Annotated in this window: 22 protein-coding genes; 19 read left to right on the top strand and 3 right to left on the bottom strand. The window is 72.7% G+C overall.

The genetic code is table 11. The annotated features are described in order from the left end of the window. The first annotated feature begins 4 nt into the window (after positions 1–4). On the top strand, positions 5–676 hold the full coding sequence (locus BKA05_RS15925) for a class I SAM-dependent methyltransferase (protein ID WP_179532303.1): 672 nt from the start codon (positions 5–7) through the stop codon (positions 674–676). Between the two features lie 100 nt (positions 677–776). On the opposite strand, the gene BKA05_RS15920 is transcribed toward BKA05_RS15925, so the two are convergent. Beyond that, complete coding sequence (locus BKA05_RS15920; protein WP_179532302.1) at positions 777–1,268, bottom strand: inorganic diphosphatase; 492 nt, start codon at positions 1,266–1,268, stop codon at positions 777–779. A gap of 150 nt (positions 1,269–1,418) precedes the next feature. Between BKA05_RS15920 and dacB the strand changes: the two genes are divergently transcribed. The 14 genes from dacB (at position 1,419) to BKA05_RS20385 (ending at position 18,664) form a co-directional block, all read left to right on the top strand. Next, complete coding sequence (gene dacB / locus BKA05_RS15915; protein WP_179532301.1) at positions 1,419–2,885, top strand: D-alanyl-D-alanine carboxypeptidase/D-alanyl-D-alanine endopeptidase; 1,467 nt, start codon at positions 1,419–1,421, stop codon at positions 2,883–2,885. 10 nt (positions 2,886–2,895) lie between these two features. Then, on the top strand, positions 2,896–3,951 hold the full coding sequence (locus BKA05_RS15910) for a zinc-dependent metalloprotease (protein WP_246289819.1): 1,056 nt from the start codon (positions 2,896–2,898) through the stop codon (positions 3,949–3,951). A 5-nt stretch (positions 3,952–3,956) separates the two neighbouring features. Then, positions 3,957–4,985, top strand: coding sequence for a tRNA lysidine(34) synthetase TilS (gene tilS / locus BKA05_RS15905; RefSeq protein ID WP_179532300.1), 1,029 nt, complete (start codon positions 3,957–3,959; stop codon positions 4,983–4,985). A 188-nt stretch (positions 4,986–5,173) separates the two neighbouring features. Next, a complete protein-coding gene (locus tag BKA05_RS15900; RefSeq protein WP_179532299.1) occupies positions 5,174–9,979 on the top strand; it encodes a nidogen-like domain-containing protein in 4,806 nt (1,601 codons plus the stop codon). 111 nt (positions 9,980–10,090) lie between these two features. Then, positions 10,091–10,903, top strand: a complete 813-nt coding sequence (locus BKA05_RS15895; protein WP_179532298.1) for an Ig-like domain repeat protein — start codon at positions 10,091–10,093, stop codon at positions 10,901–10,903. 93 nt (positions 10,904–10,996) lie between these two features. After that, positions 10,997–11,548 (top strand): hypoxanthine phosphoribosyltransferase, encoded by a 552-nt coding sequence (gene hpt, locus BKA05_RS15890; RefSeq protein WP_179532297.1) that lies wholly within the window; start codon positions 10,997–10,999, stop codon positions 11,546–11,548. A gap of 161 nt (positions 11,549–11,709) precedes the next feature. Beyond that, positions 11,710–13,794 (top strand): ATP-dependent zinc metalloprotease FtsH, encoded by a 2,085-nt coding sequence (ftsH, locus tag BKA05_RS15885; RefSeq protein ID WP_343045705.1) that lies wholly within the window; start codon positions 11,710–11,712, stop codon positions 13,792–13,794. Positions 13,795–13,866: 72 nt separating this feature from the next. Continuing rightward, the gene (gene folE, locus BKA05_RS15880; protein WP_179532295.1) at positions 13,867–14,481 is read left to right on the top strand and encodes a GTP cyclohydrolase I FolE; all 615 of its coding nucleotides are present in this window, start codon (positions 13,867–13,869) and stop codon (positions 14,479–14,481) included. A 7-nt stretch (positions 14,482–14,488) separates the two neighbouring features. Continuing rightward, positions 14,489–15,322 (top strand): dihydropteroate synthase, encoded by an 834-nt coding sequence (gene folP, locus BKA05_RS15875; protein WP_179532294.1) that lies wholly within the window; start codon positions 14,489–14,491, stop codon positions 15,320–15,322. A gap of 1 nt (position 15,323) precedes the next feature. After that, the gene (folB, locus tag BKA05_RS15870) at positions 15,324–15,695 is read left to right on the top strand and encodes a dihydroneopterin aldolase (RefSeq protein WP_179532293.1); all 372 of its coding nucleotides are present in this window, start codon (positions 15,324–15,326) and stop codon (positions 15,693–15,695) included. Then, positions 15,692–16,261 (top strand): 2-amino-4-hydroxy-6-hydroxymethyldihydropteridine diphosphokinase, encoded by a 570-nt coding sequence (gene folK, locus BKA05_RS15865; RefSeq protein WP_179532292.1) that lies wholly within the window; start codon positions 15,692–15,694, stop codon positions 16,259–16,261. The genes folB and folK overlap by 4 nt, the downstream gene beginning before the upstream one ends. A gap of 10 nt (positions 16,262–16,271) precedes the next feature. Continuing rightward, on the top strand, positions 16,272–16,754 hold the full coding sequence (locus BKA05_RS15860) for a DUF3180 domain-containing protein (protein ID WP_343045704.1): 483 nt from the start codon (positions 16,272–16,274) through the stop codon (positions 16,752–16,754). Positions 16,755–16,764: 10 nt separating this feature from the next. Next, complete coding sequence (locus tag BKA05_RS15855) at positions 16,765–17,403, top strand: hypothetical protein (RefSeq protein WP_179532291.1); 639 nt, start codon at positions 16,765–16,767, stop codon at positions 17,401–17,403. A 154-nt stretch (positions 17,404–17,557) separates the two neighbouring features. After that, entirely contained in the window at positions 17,558–18,664 is a 1,107-nt protein-coding gene (locus BKA05_RS20385) for a GNAT family N-acetyltransferase (protein ID WP_179532290.1), read from the top strand. Positions 18,665–18,765: 101 nt separating this feature from the next. Here BKA05_RS20385 and BKA05_RS15845 read toward each other — a convergent pair whose 3' ends face one another. Then, positions 18,766–19,728: an ABC transporter ATP-binding protein gene (locus BKA05_RS15845; RefSeq protein ID WP_179533261.1), complete on the bottom strand. Its 963-nt coding sequence runs from the start codon at positions 19,726–19,728 to the stop codon at positions 18,766–18,768. 36 nt (positions 19,729–19,764) lie between these two features. Here BKA05_RS15845 and BKA05_RS15840 point away from each other — a divergent pair, with 36 nt between their 5' ends. Genes BKA05_RS15840 through BKA05_RS15830 form a run of 3 tightly spaced genes read left to right on the top strand, consistent with a single transcriptional unit; the run spans position 19,765 to position 22,204 of the window. After that, positions 19,765–20,487, top strand: a complete 723-nt coding sequence (locus BKA05_RS15840; RefSeq protein ID WP_343045703.1) for an ABC transporter permease — start codon at positions 19,765–19,767, stop codon at positions 20,485–20,487. Further along, positions 20,484–21,251, top strand: coding sequence for an ABC transporter permease (locus tag BKA05_RS15835; RefSeq protein ID WP_179532289.1), 768 nt, complete (start codon positions 20,484–20,486; stop codon positions 21,249–21,251). Before BKA05_RS15840 ends, BKA05_RS15835 begins: the two co-directional genes overlap by 4 nt. Beyond that, positions 21,248–22,204, top strand: coding sequence for an ABC transporter substrate-binding protein (locus BKA05_RS15830; RefSeq protein ID WP_179532288.1), 957 nt, complete (start codon positions 21,248–21,250; stop codon positions 22,202–22,204). The genes BKA05_RS15835 and BKA05_RS15830 overlap by 4 nt, the downstream gene beginning before the upstream one ends. Positions 22,205–22,498: 294 nt before the next feature. Here BKA05_RS15830 and BKA05_RS15825 read toward each other — a convergent pair whose 3' ends face one another. After that, entirely contained in the window at positions 22,499–23,596 is a 1,098-nt protein-coding gene (locus BKA05_RS15825; RefSeq protein WP_179532287.1) for a glycosyltransferase family 2 protein, read from the bottom strand. A gap of 55 nt (positions 23,597–23,651) precedes the next feature. Between BKA05_RS15825 and BKA05_RS15820 the strand changes: the two genes are divergently transcribed. Beyond that, positions 23,652–24,773: a sulfotransferase family protein gene (locus BKA05_RS15820; RefSeq protein WP_298758932.1), complete on the top strand. Its 1,122-nt coding sequence runs from the start codon at positions 23,652–23,654 to the stop codon at positions 24,771–24,773. The last annotated feature ends 13 nt before the right edge of the window (positions 24,774–24,786 follow it).

The following is a 24,786-nucleotide window of genomic DNA, read 5'->3' as shown; positions in this document are numbered from 1 at the left end:
CACCATGGGTCTGCTCGCGCGGGTGTCCGGTGGCTGGGGTGCCGACCCCCTGTGGGGCGTGGTCTACGACTTCCTCGTCGAGCACCCGCTCGTGGGGCGACCCGCCTGGGCGCTCGGGCTGCACAGCGACCTGCGCCGGCTGTACGCCGTCTGCGACGAGGTCAGCGAGCTGCCGGCCGGCTCGCGGGTGCTCGACCTGCCCTGCGGTGGAGGGGTGGCGCTGCGAGGGCTGCGCTCGGCGCAGTCGGTCTCCTACGTGGCCGCCGACATCGCGCCGCAGATGCTCGCGCGGACCATGGACGCCGCACGCGCCCGCGGCGTCGACCACCTGGTCAGCCCCGCGCGGGTCGATGCGGGTGCGCTGGGCTTCGACACTGCGTCGTACGACCTGGTGGTGAGCCTGACCGGCCTGCACTGCTTCCCCGACCCCGAGGCCGCGGTGCGCGAGATGGGGCGGGTGCTGCGGCCCGGCGGCGTGGTCGTCGGGTCCACGATCCTGCTCGACACCGGGCTGCGCTTCGAGGCGCTGCGTCGGGCCGGTCGCGCCGCCGGCCTGCTCGGCCCGATGTGCACCTCCGACCAGCTGGTGCAGTGGCTCACCCGCGCCGGGCTCGGCTCGGTGACCCTGGAGATGTCCGGCGCGCTGGGGTACTTCCGGGGCGTGCGGGAGGCGTGAGGTTCATCGGGGCGCCGATGGTGCTCACGGCCCCCCGATGAAACTGCAGCGGGGCGCCGACAGGTTCGTCGGCGCCCCGCTGAAGCTCACAGCTCCAGGCTCAGTGGCCGGTCTTCTTGAACCGCTCGAAGGAGGCGTGGACCTCGGCCTCGGCCTCGCTGCGGCCGACCCACTCAGCGCCCTCGACGGACTTGCCGGGCTCGAGGTCCTTGTAGACCTCGAAGAAGTGCTGGATCTCCAGCCGGTCGAACTTCGAGACGTGGGAGATGTCGCGCAGGTGCTCCAGGCGCGGGTCCGCGGCGGGCACGCACAGGACCTTGTCGTCGCCGCCGGCCTCGTCGGTCATGCGGAACATGCCGATGGCGCGGCACTTGATCAGGCAGCCGGGGAAGGTCGGCTGCTGGAGGATGACCAGCGCGTCGAGCGGGTCGCCGTCCTGGCCGAGGGTGTCCTCGATGTAGCCGTAGTCGGCGGGGTACTGCGTGGAGGTGAACAGGGTCCGGTCCAGGCGCAGGCGCCCGGACTCGTGGTCGACCTCGTACTTGTTGCGCTCCCCCTTGGGGATCTCCACCAGGACGTCGAACTCGAGCACGTCTGCCTCCGTGTCGTGACCGGGTCGTCCGGCCGCGGGTCTGCTTGTCTTGTCACCCGTCGCGCGGCGCGAGCGAGCGTGCCCCCGCCCCGGGAGCCGGGGACAGTCTCGCGCACAATGTCCGTGAACGCGTACCGGGAGGGGGCAGATGTGGGACGACGTGACCCACGCCACTCCCGCGGTCCCGCTCGCCGGCTGCTGTGGGCGGTGCCGATCGTGGCCCTCGTGGCCGGCGCGGGGGTCGTCGTGGCCGAGCCCGACACCCTCGACCGCGCGGAGAGCACCGTGCGCGGCTGGGTCGACGACCTGCGTGGCGTCGACGACCCCGACCCGGGGGCCGAGCCGGCGCAGGTGCCGCCCCCGGACGGCCTGGTGCTCCCCGACGTGGAGCCGCCGGTCGCAGCGGCGCTGACGCTGGGGGCGACGCCGCCCAGTCCCGCCCAGGTACGCCGCACGCTGGCCGGACCACTCGGCCAGCGGGTCCTCGGCGGCCGGGTGTCGGTGGCGGTCGCCGGGCTGACCGGCCCCGCGGCGTACTCCTCCGGCGGGGCGGCGACCCCGGCCTCCACCACCAAGCTGGTGACCGCGGTCGCGGCGCTGCACACCCTCGAGCCGGGCACGACCTTCGCCACCCGGGTCGTCGCCGACGGCCGTGACGTGGTGCTGGTCGGCGGCGGCGACCCGTTCCTCGAGCGGCGGCCCGACGCCGACGCGGAGCCGGACCGTGCCGACCTCGCGACCCTCGCCCGCCGCACGGCGCGGGCGCTGCGGGAGGTGGGGGTGCGCAGCATCCGGCTGGGCTACGACGACGGCCTGTTCTCCGGACCGTCCTGGAACCCCACCTGGCCCGAGACCTACCGCGGCGACGTCATCGCGCCGATCACGGCGCTGATGGTCGACGACGGGCGGCCGGCGGAGGGCTCCGGGCGCTCGCTCGACCCGTCGTACGCCGCCGCCGACTCCTTCGCGGCCCTGCTGCGCCAGCGGGGCATCCGCATCGTCGGCGTGCCGCGCGAGTCCGCGGCCCCCGACGGGGCCACGCCGTTGGCCCAGGTCGAGTCCGCGCCGGTCGGCCAGCTGGTCGACCGGTTGCTGCAGGTCAGCGACAACGAGACCGCCGAGGTGCTGCTGCGCCACGTCGGCCTGGCGACCGGGGGCGCGGGCTCGACGAAGGACGGCGTCGCCGGTGTGCGGGAGGTGCTCGAGGAGCTCGGGGTGAGCGTCCCGAGGCGGCTGCGCGACGGCAGCGGGCTCTCCCGCGACAACCTCATCGCCCCCGAGACGCTGGTCGGCCTGCTGCAGGTGGCAGCCGCCTCCGAGCAGTCCGATCCGCTCCGGGGGCTTTTCCCGGGGTTGCCGGTCGCCGGGTTCAGCGGGTCGCTGACCTTCCGGTTCGACGCCGCGCCGCCCGCCGCCGTCGGGCGGGTGCGCGCCAAGACCGGCACCCTGCGCGGGGTGCGCAGCCTGGCGGGGGTGGTCGTGGCGAGGGACGGCACGCCGATGGTCTTCGCGCTGATGGCCGACCGGATCGCCGAGGACGACGACGAGACCGCCGAGGCGGTGCTGGACCGGGCGGCGGCCGCGCTCGCGGCGTGCCGGTGTGGGCGCGCCGGATAGGTTCGCCCCCATGAGCGCGCCAGCCACGGTCCCGGACATGGTCGACTGGGACCTCGCGGTCTCGCTGGGTTCGCGGCTCGCGGGGGAAGGCCCCAAGGTGTCGTGGGCCGAGGCCGCCGACGCCGTGACCGAGCTGCGCGCGGGTGCGGAGCGCTCGACGCCGCTGGTGCGTGAGTTCACCGGTCTCGACGGTGGCGACGGCACCGCGCCCGTGCTGGTCGTGGACCGCCCGGGCTGGGTGCGGGCCAACGCCGAGGGCTTCCGCACCATCCTCTCGCCGATCGCGGCCAAGCTCTCCGAGCGCAAGCCGCCCTCGGGCCTCTCGCTCGCGGTGGGCCGGCGGGTCACCGGCGCCGAGGTCGGCGGGCTGCTCGGGTTCCTGGCCGGCAAGGTGCTGGGCCAGTTCGACCCGTTCCACGAGCCGTCGGGGCGACTCCTGCTGGTCGCACCCAACATCGTCCACACCGAGCGCGAGCTCGGGGTCGACCCGCACGACTTCCGGCTGTGGGTGTGCCTGCACGAGGAGACCCACCGGGTGCAGTTCACCGCGGTGCCGTGGATGCGCGACCACATCCACTCCCTCGTCGAGGAGCTCGCCGCGACGATGGACTCCCGCGAGCTGGTCGAGGACGGCCTGGGCCGCGTGGTCGAGGCGCTCAGGGCGCGCCGCTCGGGCGACGGCGGCTCCGGCTCGGTCATGGAGCTGCTCTCCACACCGGCCCAGCGCGAGATCCTCGACAAGGTCACCGGCGTGATGTCGCTGCTCGAGGGCCACGCCGACGTCGTGATGGACGGCGTGGGCCCGACGGTGATCCCGACCGTCGCCGAGATCCGCCGTCAGTTCACCGAGCGCCGCAAGGGCGTCGGCACCCTCGACCGGCTGCTGCGCCGGCTGCTGGGGCTCGAGGCCAAGATGGCGCAGTACCGCGACGGCGCCGCCTTCGTGCGCCACGTCGTCGACAAGGTCGGCATGGAGGAGTTCAACGCCGTCTTCGCCGGCCCCGACAACCTCCCCACGAAGGCCGAGATCGGCGACCCGGCCGCCTGGGTCGCCCGCGTCCTCTGAGCCCGATGGCCGGTCCGCACCCCTCCGTCGCCGCGACCCGGCTGGCGGTACGCCGCTGCCTGGCCGACCTGCCGTCCGGCTCCACCGTCGTCGTGGCCTGCTCCGGTGGCCCCGACTCGCTGGCGCTGGTCGCCGCCACGGTCCACGAGGCCCGGGCCGGTGGTTGGCGGGTCGTCGGTGCGACCGTCGACCACGGGATGCAGGACGGCTCGCAGGCCCAGGCGGCTCGCGTGGTCGAGCAGATGGCCGACATCGGGGTCGACGAGACGCTCGCGGCCCGGGTCACGGTGGACCCCGGCGGGCTCGGGCCCGAGGCGGCGGCCCGCAGGGCCCGGTACGCCGTGCTCGACCAGGTGGCCGAGCACACGGCCGCCGGCGTCGTACTGCTCGGGCACACGCGTGATGACCAGGCCGAGACCGTCCTGCTCGGCCTGGCCCGCGGCTCCGGCGCCCGGTCGCTGGCCGGGATGCGCCGCGCGTTCGACGTCTACCGGCGGCCCTTCCTCGACCTGCCGCGCGACGACACGGTCACCGCCTGCCAGGTGCTCGGCCTCGACGCCTGGGACGACCCGCACAACGCCGACCCCGGCTACGCGCGCGTCCGCGTGCGCCGCGCGGTGCTGCCCGCGCTAGAGGAGAACCTCGGTCCCGGCGTCGCCGCCGCCCTGGCACGTACGGCGCAGCAGCTGCGCGCCGACGCCGACTGCCTCGACGACCTCGCCGACCACCACTACGACCGCCTCCTGGCAGAGCCGGCGCATCCCTCCGGTGCTGCTGGCCTCCCCGTGGCCGACCTCGAGCAGCTGCCCGCCGCGATCCGGACCCGGCTGCTGCGCCGCCTCGCCCTCGAGGCCGGCGCCCCGCCCGCCGAGCTGTTCCACGAGCACGTGCTCGCCCTGGACTCCCTCGTCACCGCATGGCGCGGCCAGCAGTGGATCGACCTCCCCGGGCACCTGCGCGGCCTCCGCCGGGACGGCCGGGTGGGGGTGGCCCCGACCGATACCGGCCGGGGTACCCGCGGGGCTACCCCGTAGTCATCTATCTCGGGCTGGTCTATGGCCCCGTCTAGTCCGAACGGGCCATTTCTTTACCTTGCTTCTAGTCGAGCGGTACTAGCACTCTCTTTACTTTCGCGGGTCTGACTCCACTCACCCCGAGGTGCCTGATGCCCCCACGTGCAGAACGTCGTCCCCTGGCAGTGCTTCTCGGCCTGCTCCTCGTGATGGCCACCCTGATGTCCACCAGCCCCGCTCACGCAGATCCGCCGGGGACGACGGTGGTGAACGGCTTCGTCGGGGACGTGGCCAGCCGCGGCCCGCTCCAAGGAGTGGTCGTGGAGGCGTACGACGTCGATGCCCCGGACGCCGAGGCTGCCACTGCGGTCACGGGCGAGGACGGCGCCTTCGGCATGACGCTCCCCGACGGCACGTACCGGTTCCTGTACTCGGCCCCTGCCGGGTACACCAGTCGCTGGCACGGACCCGGCGCGGGAGCCCGCGTCGCCGTCACGGGTGGCGACCCGATCGACCTCGGCCGGGTGTTGCTGGGGCGTACGGACGAGGACTCGGTCGTCACCGGGCAGGTCCGCGCTCCGGGCGGATCGCCGGTCGACGACGTCGTGGTCCAGGCCCTCCGCGAGGGGGAGGTCGTGGCCACGGCGCGCACCTACGCCGGCCCGGACGTCGACCACGGGTACTTCGAGCTGCACCTCCCGGCAGGAGCTCTGAGGCTCCGATTCGTCGATCCAGCCGGAACCTATGCACGCATGTCGACCGGCTACCTCGACGTCGCTCCCGGCCGCACCGTGTGGACCGGATCGTGGACCCTGCGCCTTCCTCGGGGCACGCTCACCGGCCTGGTCAGGACTGCCGACGGCACGCCGCTCGCGAACTCTCGCGTCAAGGTCTATGAGCTCGGCGGAAGGGGGTTCGCGCGCAAGATCCGTACCGTGACGAACGCTGAGGGACGCTACACGGTAGCGGTTCCCGGTGACCGCCTGCCGGGGAGCTTCACGGTCTGCTCGGCTCGTCAGTACTCGCAGCGATGCCTCGGAGGCGACCGTCCGAGCCGGGACCACGCCGTCGAGCTCGCCCCGGCTGAGAGAGCCGAGGCGCCCACCATCGTGTGGGACACCGTCGGGGTCTCTGGGCGGTTCGTCGACCACGACGGCCAGGCAGTGGCCATGCGCCATGTGTTCCTCGTGCGCTACGTGGCGGGGGAGCAGCCCGGCGACGAGCGGATCCTGTGGCGCGACGCCCGCATGTTCGACGCAGCCGACGGCGAGTTCGCCTTCGAGGTCGCCCGGCCCCAGGAGGAGTACTCCGTGTGTGGTCGGACCTACGGCCCGGCCGGTGTGACCGCCTGCTACGGGAACGTCGGTGACGAGGAATCGGCCCGCCGCGCCGTGACGCCTCCCTCCGGCCACATCGTCCTGGACGACATCGTCGTCGACGGGGCCACCATCGAGGGTGACGTGGTCGACCTCCGTGGCAACCCGGTTCTCCATGACTTCTACGTGGACATCTACCGGATCGCGGACGGTGAGGCCATCCAGGCTGGGACCGACTACGCCACCGGGCCGACGTATGGCATCGGGACTCAGAGGACGAGCAACCCCGACGCTCGATACACCGTGTGCGTCTGGTCGTCCGTCGACTACGGCAACGCCACCTGGTGCCTGAGCGATGACGGCGGCCTGGTCGACGACCCGCTCGAGGCTCTGACCTTCCCCCTGCCGGACCTGGCGGTCGGTCGGATGCCTGACCTCGTCACCGACTGGGTGTGCGAGGGGTGTCCCGAGCCCGCTGCCGAGGTCGGCGCCGTGGTGCGCACCCGTGCCGGAGACCCGGTCGCCGGCCCGATCGTGATGCCCTACCGGTGGGACGGCGACAGGTGGGTCGCGCAGGAGGAGGCCCTGGGAGGTGACGACGGCCGCGTCGTCGCGCACGTCCCGGCCGGCACCTACACGTTCCGCTACCTGCGGGCCGGCATGCAGCCGGTCTTCCTCGGCGGCTCGGCGGAGATGCCGAGCGAGCCCTCACCCGCGAGCTCCGTGGTGGTCGGCGACGACCTCGCGCCGGTGGATCTCGGCAGCATCACCCTCACCCGGCAGCTCACCTCGTTCGGGACGCCCGTCGCGGGTGAGTACGGCGTCGACCACGACTTCTGTCTGTCTCGGTTCCTCGACCGCAACGACGACGGCTCGACCGGGCCGGTCGAGGTGCCCTTCGCGCTGAGCTTCTTCGGGCAGAGCTACCCCGAGCTCTTCGTCAACAACAACGGCAACGTGACCTTCGGCGAGCGTCTCAGCACCTACACCCCGTCGGCCTTCGGCGACGGGGGGAGCTACGACGGGCCCCCGATCATCGCCCCGTTCTTCGCGGATGTCGACACGCGTCACGAGGACTCGAACGTGGTCACCTACGGCACGAACGCGGCGGGCAACAAGCTGTGCGTCAACTGGACCGATGTCGGCTACTACGGCTCGCACGCCGACAAGCTGAACAGCTTCCAGCTGATCCTCACCAAGGCCGTCTCGGCAGACCGGGAAGCCGGTGACTTCGACATCCAGTTCAACTACGACCGCGTGCAGTGGGAGACCGGGGACGCCTCGGACGGTGAGAACGGCCTGGGCGGAACGAGTGCACTCGCCGGCTTCACTGCCGGTACCCCCGACGTTCCCGGCACCGTGGTGCAGCTGCCGGGATCGCTCGAGAACGGTGCGCTGCTCGACAGCGGCCAGCACGCGCTGGTGGGCAACAGCCTCAACGCGGGCGGCCGGGCGGGTCGGTACAACTTCTCGGTCCTCAACGGCTCCGTAGCCCAGCTCCTCGGGAGCCTCACCGGCAGGGTCACGGCCGAGAACGGTGGCGCCGGGGTGGCCGGCGCCCTGGTCGAGCCCTGCCGTCTGGTGTCCGGGCAGACCCGGTGCTCGGGCTCGGTGCCCACGGACGCCGAGGGACGGTTCACCGTCGTCGGTCTCGTGGCCAACGGCACGGAGAACACTGCTGACCGCTACACCCTGCGGGTCAGCCCGCCGTCCGGATCACGCTTCTTCGCCGGCGTGGGCTACGGCCGGGTCGTGGCGGGGGAGACGACCGACCTGACGGCGACGCCGATCATGCTGAGGGAGCCGCGGGCGGTGCCGCCCAGCGCGACGGTCGGCACGGCCCCGGGCTCGGACACCAGCGGGTTCGCGCCGTACGTGAGGGAGGACGGCGTCCTCCAGATGTACTGGCGGACCGACCTCGCCGTCAGCGTCCTCGGCTGCCCGGGGTTCGAGGCTCCGACCTTCAGCTTCACGGTCGGAGGCACGGTGGTCGACGAGGGTTCCATGACGGAATCGCCCGAGGGCACCTACTCGGCCTCCGCGCGCGCACCCTTCCCGCTCGCAGGTGAGGGATCGTTCTCGACGAACGTGCCCTCGAGCTGTGAGGACGGCGCGGCGCCGGCCGGGTTCGACGTCTACATCGACCCCTCGGGCACGGTGACCGACCAGTTCGGTCTGCCGCTCTCGGGGGTCACGGCGACCCTGATGCGTTCCGACACGGCCGGCGGTCCGTTCGCGGCGGTGCCGGACGGCAGCGCCATCATGTCGCCGGCGAACCGGGTCAACCCGCATCCGTTGGGCGACGACGGTGCCTTCGCCTGGTTCGTCCAGTCGGGGCACTACCGTGTCGACGCCACCCGGCCCGGGTGCACCGACACCAGTACCAGTGAGATGCCGGTGCCCCCTGAGCGTCTGGCACTGCTGATCAAGATGCAGTGCACCGGCGCGACCGTCACGCCGGGGACGGAGCCTACGGTCAACGGCACCGTGCAGGTCGGGTCGCTGCTCACCGCCACGCCCGCGACCTGGCCCGGGCTGATCGCCTCGACGCGGATCGAGTGGCTACGGGGAGTGACCGTGGTGGGCACGGGTGCGACGTACACCCCGACCGCGGCCGACGCGGGACAAGCCCTGACGGTGCGGTCCTTCGGCAAGCGGCCCGACTACCGACAGGAGAACCGGGAGGACGGTGATCTCGTCAGCTTCGACGAGACGTTCGCGACGGTCACGACGGCACCCGTGGCTGCAGCCCCGGGCGGTGGCAACCCCACCCCGACGCCGACCATCACCAACACGGTCAAGCCAGCCATCACCGGTGACGCCGTGGTGGGTGGTGCCCTCGCAGCCAGCCAGGGCACCTGGAGCACCGATGGCCTGACCTTCGCCTACCAGTGGCTGCGTGACGGGACGCCCATCGCGGGTGCCACCGCCGCGGAGTACACCCCGGGTGTCGCGGACATGGGCAAGCCGGTCAGTGTCAAGGTCACCGCGACCAGGCCCGGCTCCACCCCGGGCACGGCGACCTCCGACCCGGTGACCGTCGAGAAGGGTGCAGCGCCGCAGAACAGCGCCAAGCCCGCGATCACCGGGACCCCCGAGCTGGGGGAGACCCTCACGGTCTCCGACGGCGAGTGGGACCTGGAGGACCTGACCTTCGGCTATCAGTGGCTGCGCGACGGTGAGGTGATCGAGGGGGCCACGGAGGCGACGTACGTCGTCACCGAGGACGACCCGGGCACCGAGCTGGCCGCGGAGGTCACTGCGTCGAAGGACGGTCACGAGGACGGCTCGGCCATGGCCGACGGCGTCCTGGTGACCCTGCCCCCGGTCGAGTCGGTGACCAGGGCCCGTCTGCTGGGGAAGAAGGTGAAGGAGGGCAACCGCGGCCTGGTCAAGGTGAAGGTCGCCAGCGCCGCCGAGGCGGCTCCGACGGGCGTCGTCACGGTGACCGCGGGCCGCAAGAGCGTGGAGGTGGAGCTCAGCGAAGCCGACAACGGCACGCTGAAGATCCGTCTGCCGAAGCTCAGGCCCGGCAAGCACGAGGTGGGTGTCAGCTACTCCGGTGACGACGCCACCCTCGCCTCGTCCGACGATGCGGGGACCCTGGAGGTCACCAAGAAGTCGAAGGGCAAGAAGAACAAGGGCAAGGACAAGGGCTCGCGGTTCGGTGGGGGCCGGCCGATGCCCACCCTGCTCTGAGTCGAGGCGCCCGACCCCGGCTCATCGGTGACGCCGGTCCGACCTGCACGGTCGGGCCGGCGTTGCCGCGCCCGGGCAAAGAGTCAGCGATTCCGCCTCAGGACCGCGGTCGTGAGGCCGACCATCGTGGCGGGGGACGATCGCGCCGCGATCGACGAGCAGAAGACGAGGACCCTGATGCACCGCACCACCCGCCCGGCCCGGCTGGCCGTCATGACGCTCCTCCTCCCGGCGCTGCTGCTGCCAGCCGCGGCGTCGGCGCACGACGACCTCGAGGACGACCACGACGACCACGACGAGGTTCCCGCGGTGGTGGAGAGGGCCGGGCTCATCCAGGGCGTCGCGGTCGACTCCGCGGGCAGGGGCATCGACGACGTCGCGGTCCAGGCTCTCGACGCCCGCACCGGCGAGCCGGTCGCCTCCGCCCTCACCTACGCCAGCGACCGTCCCACCGGCCCGCAGCACGGCTACTTCTACCTCCACGTCGACCCCGGCACGTACGACGTCGTGCTGGTCAAGCGCGGGTACGACGCGGGCCTCCTCGCCGACGTGACCGCCCGCCGCAAGGCCCCGACCAGCCTGGGGCCGATCACCCTCGCCCTGCGCGACTGGCCCACCACGACCGCAGCCTCCGTGGTCGACCCCGTGGTCGCGCCGAAGCAGCGCGTGAAGCTGACGGTGGACGTCGGCAGCCGCAGGACCCGCGTCGACGGCGGCCGGGTGAAGGTGCTGGAGGGACGCAGGGTCCTGGCCAACCAGCGCCTCAAGCGCTCCGACAAGGGCTCGGTGAAGGTCGACCTGGGGCGGCTGCCCAAGGGCACCCACCACCTCACGGTGCTCTTCACCGGCACCGAGGGCCTCAAGCCGTCGCGCGCCAAGAAGGTCAAGGTCGTCGTGGCCCGATCGGCCCGGCACGCTCGATGACGCCCCCGGTGGCCGGGCGGCGCCCCAGGGCGGCGGGCGCGGTGCGCCCGCCCGCTTCCCCCCACCCGATCCCCCGGCCGTAGGCTGCTCGCCATGGACTCTGCCCACGTGGAGAACGACCTCGTCAACGTGCTGTTCACCGAGGCCCAGATCCAGCAGCGACTGCAGGAGATGGCCCAGGAGATCGAGCGGGACTACGAGGGCGAGGAGCTGCTCATCGTCGGCATCCTGCGCGGCGCCGTCATGGTGATGGCCGACCTGGCCCGCTCCTTCTCGCGCCACATCGAGATGGACTGGATGGCGGTCAGCTCCTACGGCTCGGGCACCAAGTCCAGCGGCGTCGTGCGCATCCTCAAGGACCTCGACACCGACATCTCCGGGCGCCACGTCGTCATCGTCGACGAGATCATCGACACCGGCCTGACGCTGTCGTGGCTGACCTCCAACCTCACCAGCCGCAACCCCGCGAGCGTCCAGATCGCCACCCTGCTGCGCAAGCCCGAGGCGCTGCAGATGCCCGTCGACGTCAAGTACGTCGGCTGGGACATCCCCAACGAGTTCGTCGTCGGCTACGGGCTGGACTACCGCGAGAAGTACCGCAACCTGCGTGACATCGGCACCCTCGCCCCGCACGTCTACAGCTGAGCCCCCCACTGGGTGGGTCGTGCCCCTGAGCGGGCGCCATGGCGCCCGCTCAGGGGCACGACCCGTCCTCAGGGGACCGCGCGACCAGCCGCCTGAGAGGATGGGCGGCGCGACGACCGGTACCGTCGTCAGTTCAGTCGTGCACACAACGAGAGAAGTCCGTGAAGCGCATAGGCAAGAGTCCCTGGCTGTGGATCGTCGTGGCCGTGGTCGGCGTCGTCCTCGTCCTGCAGTTCCTGGCCCCCAGCGGCGACGGGGACGAGATCACCTCCTCGGAGATGACCGCCCACATCGCCGCCGGCGAGGTCAAGACGATCACGTTCGTCGACGGTGACCAGGAGATCCGCGCGACCCTCGACGAGGGGGTGCGCGACGACGGCGCCGAGGTCATGACCTACTGGATCGGCGGCACCCAGTCGCGGCTCTACAGCCTGGCCCAGCAGCAGGTCGAGAACGGCGAGATCGAGGAGCTCACCACCGAGATCTCCCGACCCAGCGTGCTCGGCTCGTTCCTCATCTCGTTCCTGCCGCTGATCATCATCTTCATCGTCTTCTTGTGGCTGCTCAACAACATGCAGGGCGGCGGCGGACGCGGCGTCATGCAGTTCGCCAAGTCCAAGGCGAAGCTGATCTCCAAGGACATGCCGAAGACGACCTTCGCCGACGTCGCCGGGTGTGACGAGGCGATCGAGGAGCTCGGCGAGATCAAGGAGTTCCTCCAGGAGCCGGCCAAGTTCCAGGCCGTGGGCGCCAAGATCCCCAAGGGCGTGCTGCTCTACGGCTCCCCGGGCACCGGCAAGACGCTGCTGGCCCGCGCGGTCGCCGGCGAGGCGGGCGTGCCGTTCTACTCCATCTCCGGCTCCGACTTCGTCGAGATGTTCGTCGGCGTCGGCGCCTCCCGCGTCCGCGACCTGTTCGAGCAGGCCAAGGAGAACGCCCCCGCGATCGTCTTCATCGACGAGATCGACGCCGTCGGTCGCCACCGCGGCACCGGCATGGGCGGCGGCCACGACGAGCGCGAGCAGACCCTCAACCAGCTGCTCGTCGAGATGGACGGCTTCGACGTACGCGGCGGGGTCATCCTCATCGCGGCCACCAACCGTCCCGACGTGCTCGACCCCGCGCTGCTGCGCCCGGGCCGCTTCGACCGCCAGATCCAGGTCGACGCCCCCGACCTGGCCGGCCGCGAGCAGATCCTCAAGGTCCACTCGCGCGGCAAGCCGATCGCCACCGACGTCAACCTGATCAGCGTCGCGCGCCGGACCCCCGGCTTCTCCGGCGCCGACCTGGCCAACGTGCTCAACGAGGCCGCGCTGCTCACCGCCCGCGCCAACGGCAAGCTCATCACCAACGAGGCGCTGGACGAGGCCATCGACCGCGTCATCGCCGGCCCGCAGCGGCGTACCCGCCTGATGAGCGAGCACGAGAAGCTCATCACCGCCTACCACGAGGGCGGCCACGCCCTCGTCGCCGCGGCGCTCCCGGGCAACGACCCGGTCCACAAGATCACGATCCTGCCCCGCGGCCGGGCGCTCGGCTACACGATGGTGCTGCCCGACTCCGACAAGTACTCCCAGCCGCGCAGCCAGATGCTCGACCAGCTGGCCTACATGCTCGGCGGCCGGGCGGCGGAGGAGATGATCTTCCACGACCCCACCACCGGCGCCGGCAACGACATCGAGAAGGCCACCAACCTGGCCCGCGCGATGGTCACGCAGTACGGCATGACCGAGCGGCTCGGGGCCATCAAGCTCGGCGAGTCCGGCTCCCAGCCGTTCCTGGGCCGCGACCTCGGTCACTCCCGCGACTACTCCGAGTCCGTCGCCGCGATCGTCGACGAGGAGGTCAAGAACCTCCTGGCCACCGCCCACCAGGAGGCCTTCGACATCCTCGAGGAGAACCGCGACGTCCTCGACGCCCTGGTGCTGGAGCTCCTCGACAAGGAGACCCTCGACAAGGAGCAGATCGCGCGCATCTTCGAGGCGCTGCGGATGCGCCCGGCCCGCCCCGCGTGGACCGGCTCGGAGACCCGCCGTCCTTCGGCCATGCCGCCGGTCGAGATCCCCCAGGAGATCCGTGACCGGGCCAAGGTCAACGGTGCCCCCGCGGCGCCCGAGGCCACCGAGCCCGGTGCGGTCGTCACGCCCCCGGGTGCGGGCGGCGACGTGCACGGCGGCCCGGCCACCCCGGGCGACGGCCCGACCCCGCCCACCCCGCCGGCCCCGCCCGGCCCGGGCGCCCCCTGAGCCGGTGGTCGTCGACCACCACCTGTCCAGGCTCACCCGATCAGGCGAACCCCGAGTGGATACCGAGCAGTCATGACCGACACCATCGCGGCCCCCGACCGCGCCCCGGGCGACATACCGGACTTCGACCACGCGCGCGCCGAGGCCGCGATCCGCGAGCTGCTCGCCGCGATCGGGGAGGACCCCGAGCGTGAGGGCCTGCGCGACACCCCGGCGCGGGTCGCCCGGGCGTACGCCGAGCTGACCGCCGGCCTGCGGATGACCGCGGAGGAGGTGCTCACCACCACCTTCGACCTCGGTCACGACGAGATGGTGCTGGTGCGCGACATCGAGCTGTGGTCGATGTGCGAGCACCACCTGGTGCCGTTCACCGGGGTCGCCCACGTGGGCTACATCCCGGCGACCTCCGGCAAGATCACCGGCCTGTCCAAGCTGGCGCGGCTGGTCGACGTCTACGCCAAGCGGCCGCAGGTGCAGGAGCGGCTGACGACCCAGGTCGCCGACGCGCTGATGGAGATCCTGGAGGCCCGCGGCGTCATCGTCGTGATCGAGGCCGAGCACCTGTGCATGACGATGCGGGGGGTCAAGAAGGGCGGCGCCCGCACCATCACCTCCGCCGTGCGCGGCATCATGCACAACCCCGCCACCCGCTCCGAGGCGATGTCGCTGATCCGCGGCACCCGCTAGGACCCACATGCCCCGACCGCTGGTGATGGGCGTCGTCAACGTCACGCCCGACTCCTTCTCCGACGGCGGTCGGTACGTCGAGCCGCGGGCGGCCGTCGCGCACGGCCTGGCGCTGCTCGAGGCCGGGGCCGACCTCCTCGACGTGGGCGGCGAGTCCACGCGGCCGGGCGCCACCCGCCCCCTGGTGGCCGAGGAGCTGGCCCGGGTCGTCCCGGTGATCACCGAGCTGGCCGCCGCCGGCGCGACGGTCTCGGTCGACACGATGCGCGCCGAGGTGGCGCGGGCAGCCCTCGAGGCCGGCGCACGCATCGTCAACGACGTCTCCGGCGGCCTCGCCGACCCCGACATGCTCCCGACGGTCGCCGCCTCCGAGGCGACGTACGTCGCGATGCACTGGCGTGCGCACGCCGACCGGATGGCCGACCTGGCCGACTACCCCGCGGGCGTGCTGCCCACGGTGAGGGACGAGCTGGCCGGTCGGGTCGAGGCCGCGGTAGCGGCCGGCGTACCCCTCGAGCGCCTGGTGCTGGACCCCGGCCTCGGCTTCGCCAAGCGGCCCGCGCACAACTGGGAACTGCTGCGCGGCCTGGGGGAGCTGGCCTCGCTCGGGCCGCGCCTGCTGGTGGGCGCCAGCCGGAAGTCCTTCCTCGGGTCGCTGCTCGCCGACGAGGCGGGGGAGCCGCGGCCGGTCGACGCCCGGGAGGCGGCCCACCTGGCCGTCGTCGTGCACTGTGCCCGGGCCGGGGTGTGGGCCGTGCGGGTCCACGACGTAGGTTCGGCCTGCGACGCGCTGGCCGCCTGGGCCGCGCTGGAGGACCCGACGAGCGGTGCAGGAGGCTGAGATGGTCGACGAGCTCAGCGTCAGCGGCATCGAGTGCTGGGGCCACCACGGCGTGTTCGAGCAGGAGAAGCGCGAGGGCCAGCCCTTCGTGATCGACCTCGTGCTCGGCCTCGACACCCGCCCGGCAGCGGCCTCCGACGACTTGCGCGACACCGTCGACTACGGAAGTCTCGTGGCGCAGGTGAAGGCCGCCGTCGAGCGCGATCCGGTCGACCTGATCGAGACCCTCATCCACCGCATCTCGGAGGTCTGCCTCTTGGACTCCCGGGTTGAATGGGCGAGGGTGACGGTCCACAAGCCGAATGCCCCCATCGACGCGACGTTCACCGACGTCACGCTGACGACGACCAGGACACGCGAGGACCTTTCGTGACCGAGACCCCCAACCCGCACATCATCGACGCCGACACGCTCACCGGCGAGATGCGCCCGATCCGGCGCGCGGTCCTGGCCCTGGGCTCCAACCTCGGCGAGCGGCTGGCCACCCTGCAGGGGGCCGTCAACGCGATCGCCGACACCCCCGACGTGTGGGTCACCGGCATCTCCCCGGTCTACGAGACCGAGCCCGTGGACGCCCCGGCCGGCTCCGAGCCCTTCCTCAACGCCGTGGTCCTCATCGACACCACGCTGGCGGCCAACCGGCTCCTGGACCGCGCCCAGGCGATCGAGGACGCCTTCGACCGCGAGCGCACCGACGTGCGCAACGCGCCCCGCACCCTCGACGTCGACCTGATCGTCGTCGGTGACCGCCGCAGCCACGAGGACCACCTGCAGCTGCCGCACCCGCGGGCCGCCGAGCGTGCCTTCGTGCTCAAGCCGTGGTTCGACCTCGAGCCCGACGCCTCGATCCCCGACTTCGGCCCGATCGCCGACCTGCTCGCCACGGTCGGCGTCGACGGCCTGACCCTGCGCGAGGACCTCACGCTCGAGCTCGAGTGACTTCCCCGACGTGAGCGACGAGCGGCCACCGCCGCCCGCGGGCACGATCCGGCCGGTCTCGCCGGTCCGGCTGGCGGTCCTGGGGATCCTCGGGCTGGTCCTCGGCTGGCTCGCGCACCCGCTCTCGGTCCAGGCCGGGGGCTCCGCGCCGGTCGTCGCGTGGCCGCAGCCGCTGCTGCTGGGGTTCGTGGCGGTGGCGCTGGGGAGGTTCGCGTGGGACACCCGCGTCTCGGTCCGGGACCGGGCCCGACGGCTCGAGCCGCACCGGGCGGTCAACCGGCTCGCGTTCGGCCGGGCTGCGGCGTACGTCGCCAGCGTGCTGGGTGGCGGGTACGCCGGCTACGCGCTGAGCTGGGTCGACTCCCGAGCCGAGCTGGCCCTGCACCGGGTGGTGTGGTCGGGTTCCGCGGCGGTCGCGGCGCTGGCCGTGGTGGTGTGCGGCGTGCTCCTGGAGCGCGCGTGTCGCGTCGGTCTGGACGACGACGAGGCATAGCCTGGCGGGCATGACTTCCCCAGCGGCCACTTCCGTCACACCGGTCACGTCGGGTACGCCGGTCTCGGCCGCTCGCCGCCGGCAGCGCTCCACGCGGCTCACCGTCGCGACCGTGCTGCTGGTGCTCTCCGCGGCCCTGGTCGCGGGGACCGTCGCGTCCGGCTCCTGGCTGCTCCTGGTCCTGGCCGCGGCCGGTGCCGTCGTCCTGGGTGCCGCGGCCACCCGCATCACCCATGCCGAGCTGGTGCAGTCGCGCCGCGAGGCCAACCGCGACCGCGCCGAGCAGGCGCAGGCCTACCGGCGCCTGGCCGAGGAGCGCGCCGCCGAGCACGCCGCGCGCGTGGAGGACCTCCGCACCCGCATCGCCGAGCGCGAGCAGGCCCTCACCGACCTCGGCGCCGTCCTCTCCACCACCCAGCGCCAGGCCGCCGACGCCTCCCGGGCACTCGCCACGGAGCGCCGCCGCACCGACCGCCTCGACGAGGACCTCCGCGTCGCCACCCGCGCCCTCGACGCCGCCTCCGAGCAGACCACCGACGCCATCGTCCGGGTCGCCGAGCTCGAGCAGGAGGTCGACGTCCTGCGCGCCGAGCTCGACTCCGTCACCGCCGCCTGGCACGCCGCCGAGGGGCAGCGCAAGCACGCCTGATCCGGCGCCGAGCCGGGATACGACGAATGACATCTCACCCTTACTGCGCAGTAAGGGTGAGATGTGATGCGGACTATCCCGATCGGCCTCCCACCAGCCCCTCCCACCACACCCGGCCACAGGGGTGAAGCCGACTACGGCATGATGTGGTGGCGTGATCCCCGAGGAGAGCCGTTTCGAGAGCGACCCGGAGGAGCTCGTCTCCGACCCGCCCCTGCCCGACGGCTGGGAGATCGGGACGCCTGACGCCTCCGACCGGTTCGAGGTCGCCCGCCTGACCCACCTGCTGCGCGCCCACGAACGGCACGGCCGCGGCTGGGCCGGGGCGTCGGTGGACGACGTGCTGGTCGAGGTCTCCGAGCACGGGCTGCGCACCCGCGAGAACGTCGTGGTCCGCGACCCCGAGGGCCAGATCCAGGCCTGGGGCAGCGTCCACGACCGCGCCGGCGGCCGGATGCTCTACGTCCACATCGTCTCCCGCGAGCTGGCCCCGCCGATCGCCCGCAAGTGCTCCGACGTGCTCTTCGAGTGGGCGCGCGGCCAGGCCCGCGCCGTGGGCGCCGCCCGCGGCCTGGACACCCAGCAGATCGACACCGGTGCCTTCGAGGACGACGACCGCCAGCACGCCTGGCTCGACAGCGCCGGGTTCCGCAAGGTTCGCACCTGGTGGCAGATGAGCCGCCCGGTCGAGCCGGAGGAGATCGGGCTGGTGCCCGACCCCGACGAGTGGGAGAAGAAGGGCGCCCGCTTCCGCCTGGTCGACCGCGAGGGGCAGGGGCTGCCCGACGAGGCCGACCTGCGCGCCGTGCACGACGTGCTGGAGGCCGCCTTCGTCGACCACTTCAACTCCTTCGAGGAGTCCTACGGCGAGTTCCTCCACCGCCTGCGCGAGGACCCGGGCCACCGCTGGAACCACTGGTGGCTCGTCGAGCTCGTCGACGACGTGCCGGAGGGGCTCGAGGCTCCCGAGGGCCGCCACCCCGCGGTCGGAGCCCTCATCGGCACCGTCTCGCACAACGCGACCGGGCCGGACTCCTCCTACGTCTCCTACATCGGCGTCGTCGACGGCGCCCGCGGCCGCGGCGTCGCCAAGGGGCTGCTGCGCACGATCGTCGCCGACGCCGCCCGGCGAGGGCGGGTCTCGGTCGGTCTCGAGGTCGACGCCGATTCCTCCACGCACGCCCACAAGCTCTACGAGTCGATGGGCTGGCGGACGAAGTACGTCACGCAGTCCTGGCACCTGGACGTTCCCGTCGACTGACGGGCAGTTTCACCAGTCGTCTGGTGAAACTGCCGCTTGTCGACCGGAACTTCGTGGGACAAGGTCCAGTTCCACCACCCGGGTGGTGAAACTGCCACTGCTCACTCCGCCAGCGCGGCCCTGAGCGCCCGGTGCACCCCGGCGGGGGTGAGGACGCCGACGAAGGCGACGCCGTCGCGGACGCCGATCATGGCGCGGTCCTCGCGCAGCATGGCGGCCAGGGCGTCCTCGAGCGTGGAGTCCAGGTCGATGGCCGCGCCCAGCTGACCGCCGGTGACGCCGTCGAGCGGCTCGAGGTCCTCGCGCCGCAGGGGTACGACGCTGAGCCGGCGCAGCCCGGTCTCGGAGCCGACGAAGCGGGCGACCGCGTCGTCCGCGGGGCGGGCCAGCAGGTCCAGCGGGGTCCCGACCTGGGCCAACCGGCCGCCCTCGGCGAAGACGGCGACCCGGTCGCCCATCCGCACCGCCTCGTCGATGTCGTGGGTGACCATGACGACGGTGGTCCCGAGCCGCTGGGCGAGCTCGCGGAACTCCTCCTGCAGCCGCACCCGCACCACCGGGTCCACGGCCCCGAACGGCTCGTCCATCAGCAGCAGCGGTGGGTCCGCGGCCAGCGCCCGGGCCACACCGACCCGCTGCCGCTGGCCACCGGAGAGCTGGTGGGGGTAGCGCGGCCCGTGCACGTCGGGCTCCAGCCCGACCATCGCCAGCAGCTCCTCGGCCCGCGACCGCGCCTGGGAGCGCGACGTCCCGACCAGCACCGGCACGGTCATCACGTTGTCGACGACCTTCTGGTGGGGGAACAGCCCGACCTGCTGGATGACGTAGCCGATGCCCCGGCGCAGCTGCACCGGGTCGACACCGGTCACGTCGCGCCCGTCGATCTCGATGGTGCCGGTCGTCGGCTCGATGAGCCGGTTGATCATCTTCAGCGTCGTCGACTTGCCGCACCCGGACGGGCCGACCAGCACCAGCGTCTCGCCCCGGCCGACCTCCAGGTCGAGGTCGTGGACGGCGACGGTCCCGTCGGCGTACCTCTTGCCGACACCCGAGAGCCGGATCATCGGGGTCGTCTCCGGGGAGCCGGTAGCGTCCATGCGGTGACCCTACTGGTGCAGGTGTCCGCCGCCGCGGCAGCAGATGCGGGCGACCCACGCTGCTACAGCCGGCTGGTCAACGAGTGGTTCTGCTGGGACTACGTGCGCGACTACCGCCCCGAGATCGTCGACGCCACGGTGCAGCACCTCGCGCTCACGGTGGCCTCGGTGACCTTCGGCCTGCTGCTGGCCTTCCCCCTGGCGCTGCTCGCGCGCCGGCTCCCGCGCCTGGAGGGCACGGTCCTCGGCGTCAGCACCGGCCTCTACACCGTGCCGTCGATCGCGCTGTTCCCCCTGCTCGTGCCCTTCACCGGCCTGTCCGCGACCACGGTCGTGATCGGCCTGGGCCTCTACGCCCTCACCATCTTGGTCCGCGCCCTCCTGGAGGGCCTGCGAGCGGTGCCCGAGGAGGCGCGCGAGGCCGCCCGCGGCCTGGGGTACGGCGAGGGCCGGCTGCTGCTGAGGGTCGAGCTGCCCCTGGCGGTGCCCGTCCTGGTCGCCGGCCTGCGCGTGGCGACCGTCTCGACCGTGGCGCTGACCACCGTCGGCAGCCTGGTCTCCTACGGCGGTCTCGGGAACCTCATCCGTGACGGCGTGCAGGGCAACTTCCGCGCCGAGCTGCTCACCGCCGCGATCCTGTGCGTCGTGCTGGCCGTGCTCCTCGACGCGCTGCTGGTGCTGGCCCGCCGGCTGCTGACCCCCTGGCAGCGGGGGGTGGCCGCATGAGGGTCCTCCAGGACGCCTGGCGCTACCTCGTCGACCCGGCCAGCTGGACCGGCGACGGCGGGATGCTCGAGCTGCTGGGCCAGCAGCTGCTGCTGACCTTCGGCGCGCTCGTGCTGGCGCTGGCCCTCGGCTTGCCGCTGGCGCTGTGGCTGGGGCACCTCGGCCGCGGCGGCTTCCTCGCGGTCAACGTCTCCAACATCGGCCGCGCCATCCCGACCTTCGCCCTGCTCGCGCTGCTGGTCACCGCGGACCCGTGGGGCTGGACCGGCGGGCACTTCCCGGGCACCGCCACCCTCGGGCCGTTCGGCCGCGGCGGCGCCGCGACCCTGGTCGCGCTGGCGCTCTTCGCCCTGCCGCCGATCATCACCAACGCCTACACCGCCGTGCGCGAGGTGCCCGCGGAGGTGCGCGCGGCCGCGCGCGGGATGGGGATGAGCGGCACCCAGGTCTTCCGGCAGGCGGAGTGGCCGCTGGCCCTGCCGCTGGTCGCCTCCGGCGTACGCCTGGCGCTGGTGCAGGTGTGGGCGACCGCCACCATCGCCGCGCTGGTCGCGGGCCCCGGGCTGGGACGCGTGATCACCGACGGCTTCTTCCGCACCCAGTACGGCAAGGGGATCGCCGGCGCGATCGTGGTCGCCCTCGTCGCGCTGCTCCTCGAGCTCGCGGCCGCCTGGGTGCAGCGCGCGGTGACCCCACCCGGGACGCCCGGGGCGCGGACGGGTGAGGACGAGGTGTCCCCGGCGGCCCCTACGGTGGACCCATGACCCTGCGACGCTCCCTCCGACGTACCTCGGCCTCCGTCCTCGCCGTGGGCGCCCTGCTCCTCGCCTCGGCCTGCGCGGGCGACGACCTCGCCTCCGACAGCGGCGACGACACCCCCGCCGCCAGCTCCGGCGGGCCGGTCACGATCGCCTCCCAGTCCTTCCCCGAGGCCGCGCTGATGGCCTCGATGTACGAGCTGCTCCTCGCCGACGCCGGCTACGACCCCACGGTCAAGCTGGTCGACGCCCGCGACGCCTACATGAAGGACTTCCCCGGCGCGGTCGACGTCGTCCCGGAGTACGTCGGCGGCATCGTCAACTTCCTCAACTCCATCGAGAACGGCGACGACGCCGAGCCGTTCGAGACCGGTGACGGCCAGCAGCTCGCCGAGGACGGCGCCGACCTGCTCGACGCCGCGGGCATCACCTTGCTGGAGGTCTCCGAGGCCACCGACACCAACGCCTTCTTCGTCACCCAGGAGCGCGCCGAGGAGGAGGGGTGGAGCACCCTGTCCGACCTCGAGGGCGAGTCGATGGTGCTGGCCGCCGCCCCCGACTGCGAGGGTCGCCTGGACTGCGAGGGCGGGCTGAGCGACGCCTACGGCATCGACATCACCAAGGTCCTGCCGCTGGGCTACGCCTCCGACCAGACCTACCAGTCGGTGCTCGACGGCGAGTCCGACCTCGGCGAGACCTCCACCACCGACGGCACCCTGGACTCCCTCGGTCTCGTGGTCCTCGAGGACGACCAGCAGATCCAGCCCGCGCAGAACCTCGTGCCGGCGGTCTCCACCGAGTTCCTCGACGAGCACCCCGACCTCGCCGACCTCCTCGAGCCGCTGATGGCGGCGCTGACCACCGAGAAGCTCACCGAGCTCAACGGCCGCATCACCGTCGACCGCGAGAAGACCGAGGACGTCGCCCGCGACTTCCTGGAGTCCGAGGGGCTCCTCTGACCTGAGGGACGGCCCAGTCGGTCGGCGTCCGCGGCGCGGACGGCGGCCGGCACCCCCTCCCCGGAGGAGGGCGGATGGGCCTGGCCCCCGGCTCGTGAGGGACGAGCGAGACGGGTGGTTCCGACGGAGGGGAGGGGGTGCCGGTTGCCGGGAGCGCCCCCGACGTCGACCGGACCCACCGGCCCCCCACCAGGTTTCGAGACGCGTCACGGGTCCGTCGCTGGCGCTCCGTTCCCGTCGACGCTCCTCGACCTTCGGCGCTGATCGGGGCCGAGCAAGCTCGTCCCCGGCGCCTCACTCCCCGGGCCGCACCTCGAGCGCGGCCCGGGGCAGGGTGGCCCGGTCCAGGAACGGCACGTCGAGCAGCTCCCCCTCCGGCGTACGCCGGCGACCGATCGGTCCGAGGGCGCGCTGGCGCATCAGCTGCTCGGCCTCCTCGCGCCGGCCCTGCTCCACCAGGTAGCCGCACAGCCGGTGCACCGGCGGCAGGATCGACTTGGTCAGCGAGCGGTCCCCGCCCCAGATGGCCAGCACCCCGTCGCGCAGCAGCGCCCACCACTCATCAGTGCAGCCGGGGATCTCGGTGAAGTAGCGGTGCATGTCACCGGCGAGCACCTTCTCGCGCAGCACCCGCAGCACCTTCGGGTCGCCGTAGTCCTCGACCGAGGCGAGCGTCATCTGCTTGGTGCGCCACCGGTCGCGCAGGTCCTCCAGGCTGGAGCGCTGCTGGGTGATCGAGGAGCCGTCGACCCGGATCCGCCAGTGGTAGACGACGTCGGGCACCACGCCGAAACGACGCGAGGCGAGGAAGGCGCGCGTGGTGGTCGGCTGGTCCTCGTAGCGCACGCCCACCGGCCAGGAGAGGTCCGCTGCGTCCCAGAACTCGCGGCGGAACAGCTTGTTCCACGCGAACACGTCGCCCAGGATCTCGGGGTGCTGGTCGATGAAGGCCATCCGCCGCGGGTGCAGCCGCCGCATCCACCGTGGCTCCTCCAGCCGCTCGCCGTCCCACCGCGCGATCGAGCCGGTCACGAAGTCCGCACCGCGGCGCAGCTGGCGCCACATCACGTCGTACGCCGCCGGGGGCACGACGTCGTCGCTGTCGGCGAAGGCCAGCAGCTCGCCCGTGGCCACCTCGACCCCGGCGTTGCGGGCCGCGCCGAGCCCGTGGTTGTCGGTGTGCAGCACCCGGATCCGGTCGGGGTGGGCGGCGGCGTAGGAGTCGGCGACCCGGCCGGTGGAGTCGGTCGAGCCGTCGTCGACGACCACGATCTCGACGGGGGAGTAGGTCTGCGCCAGCAGGCTGTCGAGGCACTCGCCGAGGTAGTCCTCGACGTCGTAGGCCGGCACCACGACCGACAGCAGCGGACGGTCGCGACGCCAGAAGCTCATGGCAGAACGCTAGCGGTGCTGGTCGGAGCCCCTCAGGCGGATAGAGTCCCCTCCCGTGAGTGCCCAGCCTGACGCCTTCACCGTGCCCGCCGACCCCGACCCGATGTCGTACGACCGCAAGGTCCTCTTCGTCGCCGGAGCCGGTCGCTCCGGCACGAGCACGATGGCGGGGCTGATGAAGATCATGGGCCTGCACGTGCCGCAGCCCGAGGTCGAGCCCGACGAGACCAACCCGAAGGGCTTCGCCGAGCCCGCCTGGGCCGTGGAGCACCACTCGCGGCTGCTGCGCGAGGCGGTCGTGCAGGTCAGCGACAGCCGGCCCGACGCGTGGTTCGAGACCGGTCGGGTCTCCACCCGCGAGCCCGAGCGGATCAAGACCGCCGAGTGGCTCGAGGGGCACTTCGCGGTCAATCCCGAGCTGGTCGTGAAGGACCCGCGGCTGAGCTGGTTCCTCTCGCTGTGGCGCGTGGCTGCCATCCGCTGCGGCGCCACCCCCGTCTTCGCCACGATGCTGCGGCCGCCCAGCGAGGTCGTCGGCTCCAAGCAGAAGTACTACGCCAACCGGCTCGGCTCGGCCCACCTGGCCGCCAGCTGGCTCAACATGCTGCTGCACACCGAGCGCGCCACCCGCGAGTCCGTCGCCGACGGCGGCCGGGTCTTCATCCGCTACGGCGACCTGCTCGACGACTGGACCAAGGCCGTCATGTACACCGGCGAGCAGCTCGGCCTCCAGCACATCCTGCACGCCAAGTCCGAGCGCATCCGCGACGCGCACCGCTTCGTCGACCCCGGCCTGCGCCGCGTCTCCGGCAGCCTCGATGACCTCGGTCTCCCCAAGCGCCTCCACGAGCTGGTCGCCGACACCTGGACCGAGCTCAACAAGCTCGCCGACGAGGGCGGCGACACCCCCGAGGTGCACGAGGCCCTCGACCAGCTGCGCGAGGGGTACGTCGAGCTCTACGAGGAGTCCGAGGCCATCTCGCGCTCCTCGGTGGTCGCTGCCGAGCAGAAGACCCGCCGCGGCCGCGAGAAGCCCGGCAAGGAGGGCGGCGCGGACGCCCCCGTCGACAGCGCGGACCCGGCGTACGTCGCCGACCGCATCCCGCACGGCCTGCGCGCCGCCATCCCGCCGGGTGTGCGCCGCGGGCTGCGCAGGGCCGTCGGCCGCGAGCGCTGAGCGGGGCTGGCCG

It is taken from the genome of Nocardioides marinus, assembly GCF_013408145.1.
In the GTDB taxonomy this organism is placed as follows: domain Bacteria; phylum Actinomycetota; class Actinomycetes; order Propionibacteriales; family Nocardioidaceae; genus Nocardioides; species Nocardioides marinus.
The sequence above is the reverse complement of the archived record's forward strand: the minus strand, read 5'-3'. Positions and strand labels throughout refer to the sequence as shown.

What these genes read in the sequence shown, in the direction of transcription:
- BKA05_RS15925 (WP_179532303.1), top strand. Translation starts at nt 5, where the DNA reads ATGGGTCTGCTCGCGCGGGTGTCCGGTGGCTGGGGTGCCGACCCCCTG.
- BKA05_RS15910 (WP_246289819.1), top strand. Translation starts at nt 2,896, where the DNA reads ATGAGCGCGCCAGCCACGGTCCCGGACATGGTCGACTGGGACCTCGCG.
- tilS (WP_179532300.1), top strand. Translation starts at nt 3,957, where the DNA reads ATGGCCGGTCCGCACCCCTCCGTCGCCGCGACCCGGCTGGCGGTACGC.
- BKA05_RS15900 (WP_179532299.1), top strand. Translation starts at nt 5,174, where the DNA reads ATGGCCACCCTGATGTCCACCAGCCCCGCTCACGCAGATCCGCCGGGG.
- hpt (WP_179532297.1), top strand. Translation starts at nt 10,997, where the DNA reads ATGGACTCTGCCCACGTGGAGAACGACCTCGTCAACGTGCTGTTCACC.
- folE (WP_179532295.1), top strand. Translation starts at nt 13,867, where the DNA reads ATGACCGACACCATCGCGGCCCCCGACCGCGCCCCGGGCGACATACCG.
- folP (WP_179532294.1), top strand. Translation starts at nt 14,489, where the DNA reads ATGCCCCGACCGCTGGTGATGGGCGTCGTCAACGTCACGCCCGACTCC.
- folB (WP_179532293.1), top strand. Translation starts at nt 15,324, where the DNA reads ATGGTCGACGAGCTCAGCGTCAGCGGCATCGAGTGCTGGGGCCACCAC.
- BKA05_RS15855 (WP_179532291.1), top strand. Translation starts at nt 16,765, where the DNA reads ATGACTTCCCCAGCGGCCACTTCCGTCACACCGGTCACGTCGGGTACG.
- BKA05_RS15845 (WP_179533261.1), bottom strand. Translation starts at nt 19,728, where the DNA reads ATGATCCGGCTCTCGGGTGTCGGCAAGAGGTACGCCGACGGGACCGTC.
- BKA05_RS15835 (WP_179532289.1), top strand. Translation starts at nt 20,484, where the DNA reads ATGAGGGTCCTCCAGGACGCCTGGCGCTACCTCGTCGACCCGGCCAGC.
- BKA05_RS15830 (WP_179532288.1), top strand. Translation starts at nt 21,248, where the DNA reads ATGACCCTGCGACGCTCCCTCCGACGTACCTCGGCCTCCGTCCTCGCC.
- BKA05_RS15825 (WP_179532287.1), bottom strand. Translation starts at nt 23,596, where the DNA reads ATGAGCTTCTGGCGTCGCGACCGTCCGCTGCTGTCGGTCGTGGTGCCG.